General features: G+C 65.8%; 15 protein-coding genes and 1 riboswitch. Of the genes, 5 read left to right on the plus strand and 10 right to left on the minus strand.

Annotation, left to right across the window (positions count from 1 at the left end; genetic code table 11):
- Nucleotides 1–38 precede the first annotated feature (38 nt).
- On the minus strand, nt 39–926 hold the full coding sequence (locus tag A9D60_RS22625) for a LysR substrate-binding domain-containing protein (RefSeq protein WP_065269674.1): 888 nt from the start codon (nt 924–926) through the stop codon (nt 39–41).
- A 139-nt stretch (nt 927–1,065) separates the two neighbouring features.
- On the opposite strand from A9D60_RS22625, the gene A9D60_RS22630 reads away from it, so the two are divergent.
- Both A9D60_RS22630 and ltaE read left to right on the plus strand, forming a co-directional pair.
- The gene (locus A9D60_RS22630; protein WP_065269675.1) at nt 1,066–1,743 is read left to right on the plus strand and encodes a hypothetical protein; all 678 of its coding nucleotides are present in this window, start codon (nt 1,066–1,068) and stop codon (nt 1,741–1,743) included.
- Nucleotides 1,740–2,789, plus strand: a complete 1,050-nt coding sequence (ltaE, locus tag A9D60_RS22635; protein ID WP_083194323.1) for a low-specificity L-threonine aldolase — start codon at nt 1,740–1,742, stop codon at nt 2,787–2,789. The genes A9D60_RS22630 and ltaE overlap by 4 nt, the downstream gene beginning before the upstream one ends.
- A 72-nt stretch (nt 2,790–2,861) precedes the next feature.
- Here ltaE and recR read toward each other — a convergent pair whose 3' ends face one another.
- A complete protein-coding gene (gene recR, locus A9D60_RS22640; RefSeq protein ID WP_065269676.1) occupies nt 2,862–3,461 on the minus strand; it encodes a recombination mediator RecR in 600 nt (199 codons plus the stop codon).
- Between the two features lie 147 nt (nt 3,462–3,608).
- Between recR and A9D60_RS22645 the strand changes: the two genes are divergently transcribed.
- Nucleotides 3,609–4,100: a GNAT family N-acetyltransferase gene (locus A9D60_RS22645; protein WP_065269716.1), complete on the plus strand. Its 492-nt coding sequence runs from the start codon at nt 3,609–3,611 to the stop codon at nt 4,098–4,100.
- 62 nt (nt 4,101–4,162) lie between these two features.
- Here A9D60_RS22645 and A9D60_RS22650 read toward each other — a convergent pair whose 3' ends face one another.
- The 3 genes from A9D60_RS22650 to A9D60_RS22660 are packed head-to-tail and all read right to left on the minus strand — an operon-like array spanning nt 4,163 to nt 6,736.
- Nucleotides 4,163–4,507: a YbaB/EbfC family nucleoid-associated protein gene (locus A9D60_RS22650; protein ID WP_019298230.1), complete on the minus strand. Its 345-nt coding sequence runs from the start codon at nt 4,505–4,507 to the stop codon at nt 4,163–4,165.
- Nucleotides 4,508–4,517: 10 nt separating this feature from the next.
- A complete protein-coding gene (locus A9D60_RS22655; protein ID WP_065269677.1) occupies nt 4,518–4,916 on the minus strand; it encodes a hypothetical protein in 399 nt (132 codons plus the stop codon).
- Entirely contained in the window at nt 4,892–6,736 is a 1,845-nt protein-coding gene (locus tag A9D60_RS22660; protein ID WP_302621862.1) for a DNA polymerase III subunit gamma/tau, read from the minus strand. Before A9D60_RS22660 ends, A9D60_RS22655 begins: the two co-directional genes overlap by 25 nt.
- Nucleotides 6,737–6,925: 189 nt before the next feature.
- Here A9D60_RS22660 and A9D60_RS22665 point away from each other — a divergent pair, with 189 nt between their 5' ends.
- Nucleotides 6,926–7,441: a protein-tyrosine phosphatase family protein gene (locus A9D60_RS22665; RefSeq protein WP_065269679.1), complete on the plus strand. Its 516-nt coding sequence runs from the start codon at nt 6,926–6,928 to the stop codon at nt 7,439–7,441.
- A gap of 43 nt (nt 7,442–7,484) precedes the next feature.
- Here A9D60_RS22665 and A9D60_RS22670 read toward each other — a convergent pair whose 3' ends face one another.
- From A9D60_RS22670 to A9D60_RS22680, 3 genes are all read right to left on the minus strand, one after another.
- On the minus strand, nt 7,485–7,919 hold the full coding sequence (locus A9D60_RS22670) for a hypothetical protein (RefSeq protein WP_141118022.1): 435 nt from the start codon (nt 7,917–7,919) through the stop codon (nt 7,485–7,487).
- Nucleotides 7,920–8,035: 116 nt separating this feature from the next.
- Nucleotides 8,036–8,440 carry a hypothetical protein gene (locus A9D60_RS22675; RefSeq protein ID WP_141118023.1) on the minus strand — a complete coding sequence of 135 codons (405 nt, stop codon included), beginning with the start codon at nt 8,438–8,440 and terminating at the stop codon, nt 8,036–8,038.
- Nucleotides 8,441–8,548: 108 nt separating this feature from the next.
- Nucleotides 8,549–8,771: riboswitch (cobalamin riboswitch) on the minus strand.
- A gap of 18 nt (nt 8,772–8,789) precedes the next feature.
- Nucleotides 8,790–9,410 (minus strand): TetR/AcrR family transcriptional regulator, encoded by a 621-nt coding sequence (locus A9D60_RS22680; protein WP_065269681.1) that lies wholly within the window; start codon nt 9,408–9,410, stop codon nt 8,790–8,792.
- Nucleotides 9,411–9,480: 70 nt separating this feature from the next.
- On the opposite strand from A9D60_RS22680, the gene A9D60_RS22685 reads away from it, so the two are divergent.
- A complete protein-coding gene (locus A9D60_RS22685; RefSeq protein WP_065269682.1) occupies nt 9,481–10,359 on the plus strand; it encodes an alpha/beta hydrolase family protein in 879 nt (292 codons plus the stop codon).
- A gap of 49 nt (nt 10,360–10,408) precedes the next feature.
- Here A9D60_RS22685 and A9D60_RS22690 read toward each other — a convergent pair whose 3' ends face one another.
- Nucleotides 10,409–10,876, minus strand: a complete 468-nt coding sequence (locus A9D60_RS22690) for an SRPBCC family protein (protein ID WP_065269683.1) — start codon at nt 10,874–10,876, stop codon at nt 10,409–10,411.
- A gap of 56 nt (nt 10,877–10,932) precedes the next feature.
- Entirely contained in the window at nt 10,933–11,919 is a 987-nt protein-coding gene (gene nudC / locus A9D60_RS22695) for an NAD(+) diphosphatase (RefSeq protein ID WP_065269684.1), read from the minus strand.
- Nucleotides 11,920–12,061 lie beyond the last annotated feature (142 nt).

Genomic DNA, 12,061 nt, shown 5'->3' on the forward strand with positions numbered 1-12,061 from the left:
TGGGCGTGGCGCCGCGCTGATGCGCGGCGCGGCGGCAGCTAGGCGCCGGGCGCCTGTTCCAGCAGCCAGGCCCGGACCCGTTCGATCCGGCTGGTGCCCGCTTTGGCCTGCGGTGTCAGCAGGTAATAGGCGCTGGCGGGCGTGCAGCGGTGCGGGTGGGCCAGGACCAGGCTGCCCTCCACCAGCTCGCGGCGGACCAGAAGCTCCGGCAGGATCGCCACCCCGTGGCCGTATTTCACGGCGTCGATCAGCATCTCGAACTGGCTGAACAGGGGGCCGGTGGGGCGGGCGGGCAGTGCCTGGCCCAGATCCTCGAACCAGATCTGCCAGCTGAGCGGGCGGGTGGTGTGCTGCAGCGCCGGGTGGTCCAGCAGGCGGGCAGCGTCCTGCAGCGGGGCTTCCAGCAGGCCGGGTGCCGCCACTGCCACCAGGGTTTCCGGCATCAGCAGATCGGCGCGGAAGCCGGGCCAGGGCGGATCGCCCTGAACGATGGCCAGATCCACCAGGCTGGCATCCACCTGGGCATTGTCCAGATAGGTGATGGTGTTGACCGTCAGCCGCGGCTGCGCCTGCGCCAGCCGGGCCAGATGCGGCATCAGCCAGCGGCTGCCCAGCGTCGGATAGGTGCCGATGTTGAGCGCGCCATAAGGGTTGTCGCGGGTGCGCAGCCGGTAGAACGTGGCTTCCAGCGCTTCCAGCTGCGGCGCCAGCTCCTGCAGCAGCATCTGGCCTGCGCCGGTCAGATGCACCCGCTGGCGTTCGCGCTTGAACAGGGTCTGGCCGGTCTGTGCCTCCAGCCCCTGGATCTGGCGGCTGAAGGCGCTTTGCGACAGGTTCATGGCGCGGGCGCCCTGGGCAAAGCTGCCAGAGCGAGCGGCGGCCTCGAAACACAAGAGGGCGGAGATGGGCGGGATCTTGCGGCGCATGGGGTCACCCTGCCAGGTGTTGCAGTTTTTGCAAGAAGGATTGCGGAAAGGCTGCTTTTGGGAGTGGATTTAGTCTGCAATGCTGGCGCCAGATGCAACACCATAAAATGCGAACAGAACGAAACTGGGAGCGCGCAGCATGACATTTGTACCGCAGATCAAGGACGCCGATGTGCAGGCCGTCACCCGGGCCATGCAGACCATGCCCGATTCCGCCTCGGTGGCGGAGTTTGTGCCGGGGCCGGGCATCCAGCGGCTGGAGCTGAAGTTTGACATCCAACTGCTGCAGGAGGCGCTGGAGGAGTGTTTGCGCCGCGAGGATTTCATGGGCGGCATGCAGGATCAGGGTTTTGCCGCGCTGCCGCTAACGCAGCGCCCCGGACAGACGGAATGGACCGCCAATGACCTGTCGGGCCGCTACTGGCTGCGCGCCGACGGCCGCTATGTCGAGGAGCCGCGAGAGGATCTGGTGCCGGAGGTGGAGTTCTGCGAGTTCAATCCGAAGTTTGCAGGCACCTATTTCGAGCATGTGCATAGCGAGCTGGCCAAGCGCTTCCCGATCGGGCGCACGCGGGTTCTTTCCAAGGGGCTTTACAACTGCAATTCCTGGCACCGCGACCCGGAGCCGCGGCTGCATATCCCGGTGCTTTCCAATCCCGGATCATTGTTTATCGTGAATCATCACGTCACCCACTTGCCAGCGGACGGCTCTGTCTATTTCACTGACACCCGCGGATACCATACCGCATTGAACGGAGGAGAAACCCGGCGCGTCCACATCGTGGCGGCGCTGGCCTATGAACAGGTGACGGAATGAACCAATACGCCGGCATGGCGCGGGCAGGGGGCAACGCGGCCCTTTGCGATCTGCGCAGCGATACGGTGACGCGGCCCGATGCGGGCATGCTGCAGGCAATGGCCGCGGCTGAGCTGGGCGATGATGTCTATGGCGAAGACCGTTCGGTGAACCGTCTGGAGGCCGTTCTGGCTGAGCGCCTGGGCAAGGAGGCCGCGCTGTTTGTGCCCACCGGCACGATGAGCAATTTTGCCGCCATGCTGGCGCATTGCCAGCGCGGCGAGGAAGTGATCTGCGGCAAGGGCTACCATGTGAATGCCTATGAGGCGGCCGGCGCCTCGGTTCTGGGCGGCATCGCACTGTGCCCTCTGCCGGTGCGCGCGGACGGGGCGCTGGACCCGGCTGAGATAAGGGCCGCGGTAAAGGAGGATGATCCGCATTTCCCCGTCAGCCGCTTGGTGTCGCTGGAAAACACCCACAACGGGCTGGCTGTACCGCTGGCGGATATGTCTGCAGCGGCAGAGGCCGGCCGGGCTGCCGGGCTGTCCGTGCATCTGGACGGGGCACGGTTCTTTAACGCGATCACCGCGCTGGGGTGCGCGGAAACGGAACTGGCCGGGCTGACGGACACGGTGTCGGTCTGCCTGTCCAAGGGATTGGGCACGCCGGCGGGATCAGTGCTGGTCGGGCCTGCGGACCTGATCGCCAAGGCCCGGCGCTGGCGCAAGATGCTGGGCGGCGGCATGCGCCAGGCGGGGGTGCTGGCGGCCGCCGGTCTATATGCTTTGGAGCATAACGCGGGGCGGCTGGCGGAAGACCACGCGCGCGCGGCGGACCTGGCCGGAGAGCTGCGGGGCTTGGGCGCGGGAGACGTGTCTCAGGCCACAAACATGGTGTTCTTCACGCCCGCTGGCGGGCGCAATGACGACCTGCGGGCGCATTTGGCGGCGGAGGGCGTGGTGATCGGCGGCGGCGGCTCCGGTGCGATCCGCATGGTGCTGCACAAGGACGTCGATGACGGCGCGCTGGGACGCGCGGTGCAGGGGCTGCGGCGTTTCTACGGCTAGCCGCGGGAGCCGGAAAATTCGAATTTTCCGGCCAAAACTCTGCCCAAGAGTTTTCTGCGCCCGGCCGCGGCGTCAGATTTCCTTGCGCGCCTGCATTGCGGCGGAAATGGTGCCGTCGTCGAGGTAGTCCAGTTCGCCGCCGATCGGCACGCCCTGCGCCAGCGAGGTGAGCTTCACTTGCCCCTGAAGCTGGTCGGCGATGTAATGCGCCGTGGTCTGGCCGTCGATGGTGGCATTGAGGGCCAGGATCACCTCGCGGACGCCTTCGGTGGCGACCCGGTCGACCAGCCGCGGGATGCGCAGATCCTCCGGCCCAACCGCGTCCAGCGCTGACAAGGTGCCGCCCAGCACGTGATAGCGGCCCTTGAACACGCCGGACCGCTCCATCGCCCAGAGGTCGGCCACATCCTCGACCACGCACAGCTCGCCGTTGCCGCGCACCTCGTCGGTGCAGATCGGGCAGATCTCGCTGGTGCCGACATTGCCGCAGTTGAGGCATTCGCGGGCGGTCGCGGCCACCTCGCCCATCACGTCGGCCAGCGGCGTCAGCAGCAGCGCCCGCTTGCGGATCAGATGCAGCACCGCGCGGCGCGCCGAGCGCGGTCCCAGCCCCGGCAGCTTGGCCATCAGGTCAATCAGGTCTTCGATGCCGGTGGTGGAGTTTTTGATCATGCCTTGGGCCCTTTGCTTCCCAGCCATATAGGCTGATCGGGACAGGTAAGCGCAAGGGCAGGGCGGCAAAATGTTCGGGGTTTGTTTTTCTGGCGCGCGGCGCTATGCCTTGCCTGGAATGGCGGAGGGTTCGGGATGGGCGGCAGCATGGAACGGGAAGCAGGAATATCTCCCCAGTTGCGTTTTGCCCGGCTGACGGAGGTTCCGCCGCAGGAGATTGCCCGCCACATGTCAGACCCGCGGATGGCGGAGCATATGCCGTTGCTGACAGGGGCCTGGGATGAGGAGGCGGCCAAGGATTTTGTGGCGGCCAAGGAGGCCTTCTGGCAGCGCGACGGGCTGGGCCATTGGGCGTTTTTGCGCGGTGAGGAGTACCTCGGCTGGGGCGGGTTCCAGAAAGAAGGCGCGGAGTGGGATTTCGGACTGGTGCTGCGGGCGGACTGCTTTGGCCTTGGCCCTGCCATCGCCCGCAAGGCGCTGGCGTTTGCCTGCGCGGACGCGCGAATTCCCTTTGTCACCTTTCTGCTGCCGCCGACACGGCGGCATCTGCGCCCGCTGATGCGGCTTGGGGCGGAACAGACCGGGAAAGTGCACTACGAGGGAAAGCGGTTCCTCAAGTTCCGGCTGGAGACGGGCTGAGGCGAGGCAAAGAATAAGGCGGCTCCAGACGGGCCGCCTTTTTGCATTCAGCTTGCCGGTTCTTAGAACGGCAGCTTGATGTCCTTGGGCAGACCCATGCTTTCGGTCAGCTTGGCCATCTCGTCCTGCGCCTTCTCTGCGGCCTTGGCCTGGGCGTCCTTGATGGCGGCCAGGATCAGGTCCTCGACCACTTCCTTGTCGTCGCCGTTGAAGATCGACGGGTCGATATCCAGCGCTTTCAGGTCGCCCTTGGCAGACGCGGTTGCCTTGACCAGGCCTGCGCCGGCCTCGCCGGTCACCATGACGTTGTGCAGGTCTTCCTGCATCTGCGCCATCTTGGTCTGCAGTTCCTGTGCCGATTTCATCATCTTGGCCATGTCGCCAAGACCGCCGAGGCCTTTGAGCATCTGTCTTCTCCTAAGTGCGGGGGCGCAGGGCGCCGTAAGTCATCCCGGCACATATCGCAATTGCAAGCGCGATGAACAAGTGGGGGGAGGCCGTGCAGTCTTCGATTATGCCCAAGGCCTTCTTATCATCAAAGAAAAGTTCATGGTTATCCACGGCAATCAGCAGCGCCAGCAGGCCCCAAAGTGCGCCGGCGATTACAAACGGCGCGCGCCATTTGCTGTAGAGCGCGAATCCGGCAAGTGCGAAGAGGACCAGCACAACAGGTTTGGACGACAACCGCAGAAGCAAATCCCACGCGCTTTTATGTGCTTCGCCTGTGTCAAAGCAAGTGGTTGCGAAGGCGGCTGCCGGCAAGCTGAGCAAGAGGGCCGTCAGGCCCGCCGTCACCCGTCCTCGAAGGGATCCCATTCGTCTTCCACTTCGGGCAGGGCCTCGGCGGCGACTTCGGCAGCCAGTTCCTCAGGCGTGCGGATGCGGGTGATCTTGGCTTTGGGGAAGCTCTCCAGCACGGCCTGCACCAGCGGATGCGCAGTCGCTTTCTCACGCAGGGCATTCTCGGCGGCGTCGCGGACCTCGGCAATTGTCGCGGCATCGCCGTCCGGCGCGATGGAGACCACCCAGCGGGCACCGGTCCAGTTCTGCAGCGCCGAGCCGAGCCGGGCGGCCAGATCGCGCGGCGCCTGGGCCGAGGGGGTGAATTCGATCCGCCCCGGCTGGTAGGAAACCAGCCGCACGCCGGTTTCGACCTCAACCAGCAGTTTCACATCGCGGTTGGTGCGGATCAGTTCGACCGCATGTTCGAATGACGGATAGCGGGCGAGGGCCGAGCTGACCTGCGGCGCCAGTGCTGTCACCGTGCCGCCGCCGCCATGGGCCACAGGTGAGCCGCCGGGCGCGCCGCCTGCCGGGCCGCTTTGCGGTGCAGCACCGCCAAGCGCCTGGGCGCCCATGCCCTGCATCTGCATGCCGCCGCCGGGGCCGCCCGGGCCGGGGGGCGGCGGGGGCGTGTCCTGCAGCTTGCGGATCAACTCCTCAGGCGAGGGCAGGTCGGCCACATGGGTCAGGCGGATCACCGCCATTTCCGCGGCCATCATCGCGTTCGGCGCGGCGGCCACTTCCTCCAGCGCTTTCAGAAGCATCTGCCACATCCGGGTCAGCACCCGCATCGCCAGCGCATCCGCCATCGCCTTGCCGCGGGCGCGTTCATCGGGGCTGACGGTGGGGTCTTCGGCGGCATCAGGCGTGATCTTCACCACTGAGACCCAATGGGTGATCTCCGCCAGATCGCGCAGCACCGCCAGCGGGTCGGCGCCCTCGGCGTACTGGCCGCTGAGTTCGGTCAAGGCCGCCGCCGCATCGCCGCGCAGGATCATGTCCATCAGGTCCAGCACCCGTCCCCGGTCGGCAAGGCCCAGCATGGCGCGGACCTGATCGGCGGTGGTCTCACCTGCGCCGTGTGAAATCGCCTGATCCAAGAGCGAGGTTGCATCGCGGGCAGAGCCCTCGGCGGCGCGGGTGATCAGCGCCAGCGCGTCCTCGGCAATTTCCGCGCCCTCGGCAGTGGCGATCTTGCGCAGCAGGGCAATCATCACCTCCGGCTCGATCCGGCGCAGGTCGAAGCGCTGGCAGCGCGACAGAACCGTCACCGGCACCTTGCGGATCTCGGTGGTGGCGAAGATGAACTTCACATGCGCAGGCGGCTCCTCCAGCGTCTTCAGCAGCGCGTTGAAGGCGGAGGTCGACAGCATGTGAACTTCGTCGATGATGTAGATCTTGTAGCGGGCCGAAGCCGCACGGTACTGCACCGAGTCGATGATTTCGCGGATGTCGTTGACGCCGGTGCGCGAGGCCGCGTCCATCTCCATCACATCCACATGGCGGCCTTCCATGATCGCGGTGCAATGCTCGCATTTGCCGCAGGGATCAGTGGTGGGGCCGCCCTGGCCGTCCTCGCCGATGCAGTTCATGCCCTTGGCAATGATCCGCGCAGTGGTGGTTTTCCCGGTGCCGCGGATGCCGGTCATGATAAAGGCCTGGGCGATCCGGTCGGCGGCAAAGGCGTTCTTCAGCGTCCGCACCATCGCATCCTGGCCCACCAGATCGGCAAAGGTTTCGGGCCGGTATTTGCGGGCCAGAACCTGGTATTGCGATTGGGTGGTGCCGCTGGGGGTATCGTTCATGGTGTCTCGTGCCGGATTCGGTGTGCGGGTGTCCCGCGTTCCGCGCAGGGTATTGAAGCGCAGCCGGTTCGTCCACCGCTGATGGGCAGGTGCCGGGCAGCCAAGAAAAGGTTTTGGATTTTGCGGGTTTGGCGGTTAGAATCACCTTGCAAGACCCTGGGCGGGAGTGGGAATTGGAACGCAATGCGAGGAGGCGGCATGCGATCTGACGAAGTCTCTGGGACTGCGGCGCAAGAGATGCCTGTGCCGGTGAATATTTCCATATACGAGGTGCCCGTCGCGGGGGGGATGCTGGCGCTGTGCCCTTTGCCGGGCAAGGGCGGCGACTATCCCGGCGACATGGGCCGGATCAATGCCTGGAAGCCGGGGCTGGTGCTCTCGATGACCACGGCTGAGGAGCACGCGGCGGCGGGCAGCCACCGGCTCGGCTGCGACATCCAGAGCATGGCCAGCCGCTGGATCCATCTGCCGGTGCCGGACTTTGACGTGCCATCCCGGCAGGTGGCGGCGAATTGGCCCAGGGCCAGCGCCTCCGCAAGGATGGCGCTGGAGGGCGGCGGCCGGGTGCTGGTGCATTGCAAGGGCGGCTGCGGCCGCTCCGGCATGGCGGTGCTGCGGCTAATGATCGAAAGCGGCGAGGATCCCGCGCAGGCGCTGGCCCGGTTGCGCGCGGTGCGCCCCTGCGCGGTCGAAACACAGGCGCAGCTGGAATGGGCCTGCGCCGGGCGTCCGGCGGGGCTGCGGCCGCAATAGGACGGCAGCATTCCGCTTTTTGCGCGCGTGGTCGATGCTGCCTTTAACCGGCAAAATGAACCTTGCATAACGTCCGCATAAAGGGAGCTACACTCCACGCCTCGTTGAGCGGGACATCCCAGCTTGCCCAGTACCATATTTGCGAACCATGAATTTCGACATCGTCGGCGAGACTGCCGAGAAAGGCTACCCATTGCGGATCTGATGCTAGGTCTGTGCCTGTCTCCTCGAATGCTTGGATAATCATGTCCGCTAGGGTGAAGCGCACGTCCTTTTGACCGGCAACCTTCTCAAACAGAGCCAGGTATTCGGGTAAGCCGGAGACCTCGGCAACTTCGAACTCCCAATCCTGCATCCCGGGATCGTCTCTCAACCCAAGCCGCGTTGAAATGAATTCTCTTGCTGCCACAGTGTGATGCCGGAGAGGTGGTTCAATCATCCGCTGAGCATAACTTATACTGCTCAAAATTGAAGCCATTGAGCACTTCGTCTTTCGCAAGCCATCTATTCGGTTCGCTGTCCGGAGCTGCACCGTGTAGTGATTGGTTGCCTGAATGCGCAACCCGAACGGGTGGCGCACCGGGCCGCGTCAAGTCACAACGCCAGCATCTGCTCCGCCTGCCGTGCCTCTGCCGTTTTCGGCAGCGCCTCCATCAGCGCGCAGGGGCGGGCGTCCAGTTTTGACGCTGCAAAACCGGTGCCGTCGCGGCTGAGGATCGCATCGGCAAACCGGTCCAGCCCCTCACGCGGGGCATCCTCTCCAACACCGCAGAACAGCCGGATCCGGTCATGGCTGGCCACGAACTGCGCCGGGCAGTTGCGCGGGCAGCCGTCCAGCGCGCTGGTGCCGGTGATTTCGAAATCCTCTTGGGTCAGCGGTTTGGCCTTGGTCATCGCCTCGGCCAGCTTGGCGATCATCCGCTCTGCCGCGGGGCAGGGCCGCCCCAGGTATTTGCAATCCGTTGCCGCATAGAAATGCGTCTTGTCCGTCCACATCATGTTTGCGCCCTCCGCGCGTGGTGCGGGGGTTTGGAGGACAAGAGACCGGATGAGAAAGCGGGAGCCCCGCGGTGCCATCAGACCCTGTCCGGACACCCCGCCCGGGTTTGAGTTTCACATTCGATGGCAGGTCTCCTGACTTGCGGGTCGCAGCTTTCCCGATCCTTCCCGGCCTCTTTGGGGGCCAGTGGCTCTATCGGGGTCGCTCGCCGCTTACAGTTGCGGGGGCAGTCGCGGATTTGGCGTCGCCGGAAGGCGGGCCGCACCGTGTTCCCTTTTCATCCCGGACACAAGATTCTGTGGCGCGGGAACCATCGACACAAGCGGTAGCGGCTTCAGCCTCGAGTCGTCAATTGTTTTTCTGCACCTGCATCGGGGCAGATGCGGGTGTGTGCATCTGCAGGTGCAGCCCCCGGATCACATCCGAATCGCGCCGCACCCGGGCCAGCTGCCAGCCGCCCTGCAGCAGGATATAGAAATTCTCGGCCGCCGCGCGGGCCTCTGCCTCGGGCAGGCCGAGGCGCCGGGCGTGGGCCGCGGTTTCAGTGATCCAGCCCTCGAACAGCTTGGCGGCGTGCTGGTGGAAGGCCTCGTTCTCCGGCCCCTCGAACAGGGTGGCGGACACCGGGCAGCCGCTCCATTTGCCCTGTTTGTCAAAGAGTTTCGCCAGCTTGTAGCAGACCGTCTTGGCGCCTTCCTGAAAGGTCGGCGCAGGGGTGAAGGAAGCGTCGATCAGCACCAGCATCTGCTCCGACGCCCAGTCCGCCGCAGCCAGGGCTAAATCGGATTTGCCGTTCGGGAAGTGGTGGTAGAGCGAGCCCTTGGGCGCCTCTGCCGCGGCCAGCAATTCTGCCAGGCCGGTGCCGCTGTAGCCCTTGTTGCGGAACAGCCCGGCTGCCGCCCGCAGCAGCCGCTCGCGGGTTGGGATCGGGCTTTCCGGGGTGGGCTGGGGTGTCGTCACGTCAGTCATGACGGCAGGTTGACAGCATTAGACCGATTGGTCCAGAGGTGGAATAGACCAATCGGTCTAGGAGGGTGCCATGCTCGACAGCCATGCAGAACACGCCGCGGATATCCGGGTGGAGGACGTGCGCTTTGCCGCCGGTGATGCAGAACTGGCCGGGCAGCTTTATCATCCGGCGGGACCGGCCAAGGCAGCGGTTGTGCTGAATGGCGCAACCGGGGTGCCGCAGGGCTACTACCGGCATTTCGCGCGCTGGCTGGCGGCAGAGCGGCAGATGGCTTGCCTCACTTTTGATTACAGGGACTTTGGGGCCTCGGCGCGCGTGCATCCGCGCCGGTCACAGGCCACCATGGATGATTGGGCGCTGGCGGATCAGCCAGCCGCCAGGACAGAAATGCAGCGGCACTATGCGGGCGTGCCGCTGCTGGTGATTGGCCATTCGCTGGGGGCAATGCTGATGCCCTTGCAGGACGGCCTCTCGGACGTCGCCCGCATGATCGTGGTTGCGGGCGGCTTGGTGCATCACCACGATCATCCCTGGCCCTACCGCGCGCTGGCGCTGGCCTTCTGGTTCGGCCATGTGCCGCCGCTGGTCCGCGCCTTGGGCTATCTGCCCGGGCGCGCGGTGGGGTTCGGGGCCGATTTGCCTGGCGGTGTCTACTGGCAGTGGCGGCGCTGGTGCACCACGCCGGGCAGCTACCTGCCGGAAACCGGGCTTGGCCTGCCGAAACCCCGCTGGGCGGAAACCGGCATCCCGGTGGATTTGTTTGCGATGGCGGATGACGACGTGGTTCCGCCGCCGGCGGTCTGGCGGCTGGGCGATGCCTATGGAGGTGTGCCGCAGCGCAGGATCGTGCTGGATCCGAAGGAAGCCGGTGTTCGGAAAATCGGCCACCTTGGCGCCTTTGCCCGCGCCAATGCCCCGCTGTGGCCGCGGCTGGTGCCGCAGCTGTAGAGCTTGCGTGCGGGGCTATCCGGCAGTCCGGCTCAGGGCTGCCCGCGGCTCAGGCGGACCGGCTCAGACGCTCTTCGGTGATGCGGGCGTAATCCGCTAACCGCAGCTTGAAGCGGCGGTTCAGATTGCTGCGTGCCAGTTTCAGCGATTGCACCAGCAGCCGCCCGGTCAGCGAGGTCGGCGACAGTTTGAGCCGCACCGACATCCGGGTCCGCTGCGGCGACAGCGCCAGCAGCTCAACCTCTGTCCGCCCTTCGATACCGCTGCCGCTGCCCTCCAGCACCATGCCCGACGGCGGCGAGTAGGAGGCCATTGTCAGTTTGATCTCGCGCGGCTTGCCGCGGAACCGGAAGGCAAGGTCCCAGGCCAGACCGTCTTCCGGGCGGGTCAGCTCGCCGGTGCGCTGCAGCTCAATGCCGCGCCGCAGGGCGGACCGCTCCAGCAAGGCGAAATCCGAGATCGCGCCGAACACCTCGGCAATCGGGGCATCGATGTCTTCTTTGCTGTGAAATTCCATGTTCGCCTGCCTCGTTTGCGGCTTGGTGGCTGCGCCGTTTCCGGCAAATATGCGCTTTAGTCCAGCGTGTCCGCAAGCCAGTTCTTGATCAAAAACTGCGCAATCGCCCCTTTGCGCGCGGGTTTCAGAACCGGGTGTTCGCCTGCGTGGACGGTCATCATCTCCTGGCGGCTGATCCACAGCGCATCCTCGATTTCTTCCGGGTCGATGGTGATCTCTCGGCTCAGCGCCTCGCCCGCGCAGCCGAACATCAGCGACATCGGGAAGGCCCAGGGCTGACTGGACAGATAGCTGACAGCGCCGACCCGCACGCCGGTCTCCTCCAGCACTTCGCGGCGCACGGCGGCCTCCAGCGTCTCGCCCGGTTCGACAAATCCCGCGAGCAGCGAATACATTCCTTCGGGCCAGCCGGGGGAACGGCCCATCAGGACACTGTCGCCATGGGTGATCAGCATGATCACCACCGGGTCGGTGCGCGGAAAATGCGGCGCCTTGCAGGCCGGGCACAGCCGCTGCCAGCCGGCCTGCGCCAGATCGCTGGCAGCCCCGCAGCAGGCGCAAAACCGGTGGCTGCGGTGCCAGGCCAGCAGCGCCTTGGCGGTGGCGGCCAGTTCCGCTTCCAGCGGGGTGAGGCGGGTCATGATCCGGCGAAGCTCTGCAAAGACATGCGTATCCGGCAGGTCAGGGTGCTGCTGCTCGCTGGCGTCGGCAAAGCTGTTCAGCGCCGCCTGATCCAGATCCCGGGGCTGCCAGTCACTGATATCGCAGGCGAAGCAGGGCGCGTCGCCGGGCGCGAGCCCCAGGAATAGCGCATCCGGCTTGCGCGCGGCAGCCAGCGGATGCGCCGGGGCGGTCCAGGCCAGGCTGCAGGGCAGATCCGTCTCCGCGTCGCGCCGTGTGAGCGGTTTGCCCCGCCACACCAGCAGGACCTGCGCTCGGGGGCTGTTCCATGCTGCCTCCAGCGCCGCCGCATCGCTGCGCAAATGCGCGGCGCGCTCAAGTCCGCCGCCGCCGCCGAAGGTCACCTGTTCCGCGCGTTTCATGGCAATTCTCCTATGACTGGCGGGTTTCGGGCCGCGCTCAACGGGGAAATGCGGCAATCCATGACAGTGTGCCGCAGCCGTTGCCAGCATTCGGGCGCGATCCGCGCTTGCCTGTCGCCATGCGGCCACACCCGGCACGGCT

Source organism: Leisingera sp. JC1 (genome assembly GCF_001679925.1).
In the GTDB taxonomy this organism is placed as follows: Bacteria; Pseudomonadota; Alphaproteobacteria; order Rhodobacterales; family Rhodobacteraceae; genus Leisingera.

What these genes read in the sequence shown, in the direction of transcription:
- A9D60_RS22685 (WP_065269682.1), top strand. Translation starts at nt 9,481, where the DNA reads ATGCTCGACAGCCATGCAGAACACGCCGCGGATATCCGGGTGGAGGAC.
- A9D60_RS22630 (WP_065269675.1), top strand. Translation starts at nt 1,066, where the DNA reads ATGACATTTGTACCGCAGATCAAGGACGCCGATGTGCAGGCCGTCACC.
- A9D60_RS22625 (WP_065269674.1), bottom strand. Translation starts at nt 926, where the DNA reads ATGCGCCGCAAGATCCCGCCCATCTCCGCCCTCTTGTGTTTCGAGGCC.
- ltaE (WP_083194323.1), top strand. Translation starts at nt 1,740, where the DNA reads ATGAACCAATACGCCGGCATGGCGCGGGCAGGGGGCAACGCGGCCCTT.
- recR (WP_065269676.1), bottom strand. Translation starts at nt 3,461, where the DNA reads ATGATCAAAAACTCCACCACCGGCATCGAAGACCTGATTGACCTGATG.
- A9D60_RS22675 (WP_141118023.1), bottom strand. Translation starts at nt 8,440, where the DNA reads ATGATGTGGACGGACAAGACGCATTTCTATGCGGCAACGGATTGCAAA.
- nudC (WP_065269684.1), bottom strand. Translation starts at nt 11,919, where the DNA reads ATGAAACGCGCGGAACAGGTGACCTTCGGCGGCGGCGGCGGACTTGAG.
- A9D60_RS22690 (WP_065269683.1), bottom strand. Translation starts at nt 10,876, where the DNA reads ATGGAATTTCACAGCAAAGAAGACATCGATGCCCCGATTGCCGAGGTG.
- A9D60_RS22680 (WP_065269681.1), bottom strand. Translation starts at nt 9,410, where the DNA reads ATGACTGACGTGACGACACCCCAGCCCACCCCGGAAAGCCCGATCCCA.
- A9D60_RS22645 (WP_065269716.1), top strand. Translation starts at nt 3,609, where the DNA reads ATGGAACGGGAAGCAGGAATATCTCCCCAGTTGCGTTTTGCCCGGCTG.
- A9D60_RS22650 (WP_019298230.1), bottom strand. Translation starts at nt 4,507, where the DNA reads ATGCTCAAAGGCCTCGGCGGTCTTGGCGACATGGCCAAGATGATGAAA.
- A9D60_RS22655 (WP_065269677.1), bottom strand. Translation starts at nt 4,916, where the DNA reads ATGGGATCCCTTCGAGGACGGGTGACGGCGGGCCTGACGGCCCTCTTG.
- A9D60_RS22670 (WP_141118022.1), bottom strand. Translation starts at nt 7,919, where the DNA reads ATGGCTTCAATTTTGAGCAGTATAAGTTATGCTCAGCGGATGATTGAA.
- A9D60_RS22665 (WP_065269679.1), top strand. Translation starts at nt 6,926, where the DNA reads ATGCCTGTGCCGGTGAATATTTCCATATACGAGGTGCCCGTCGCGGGG.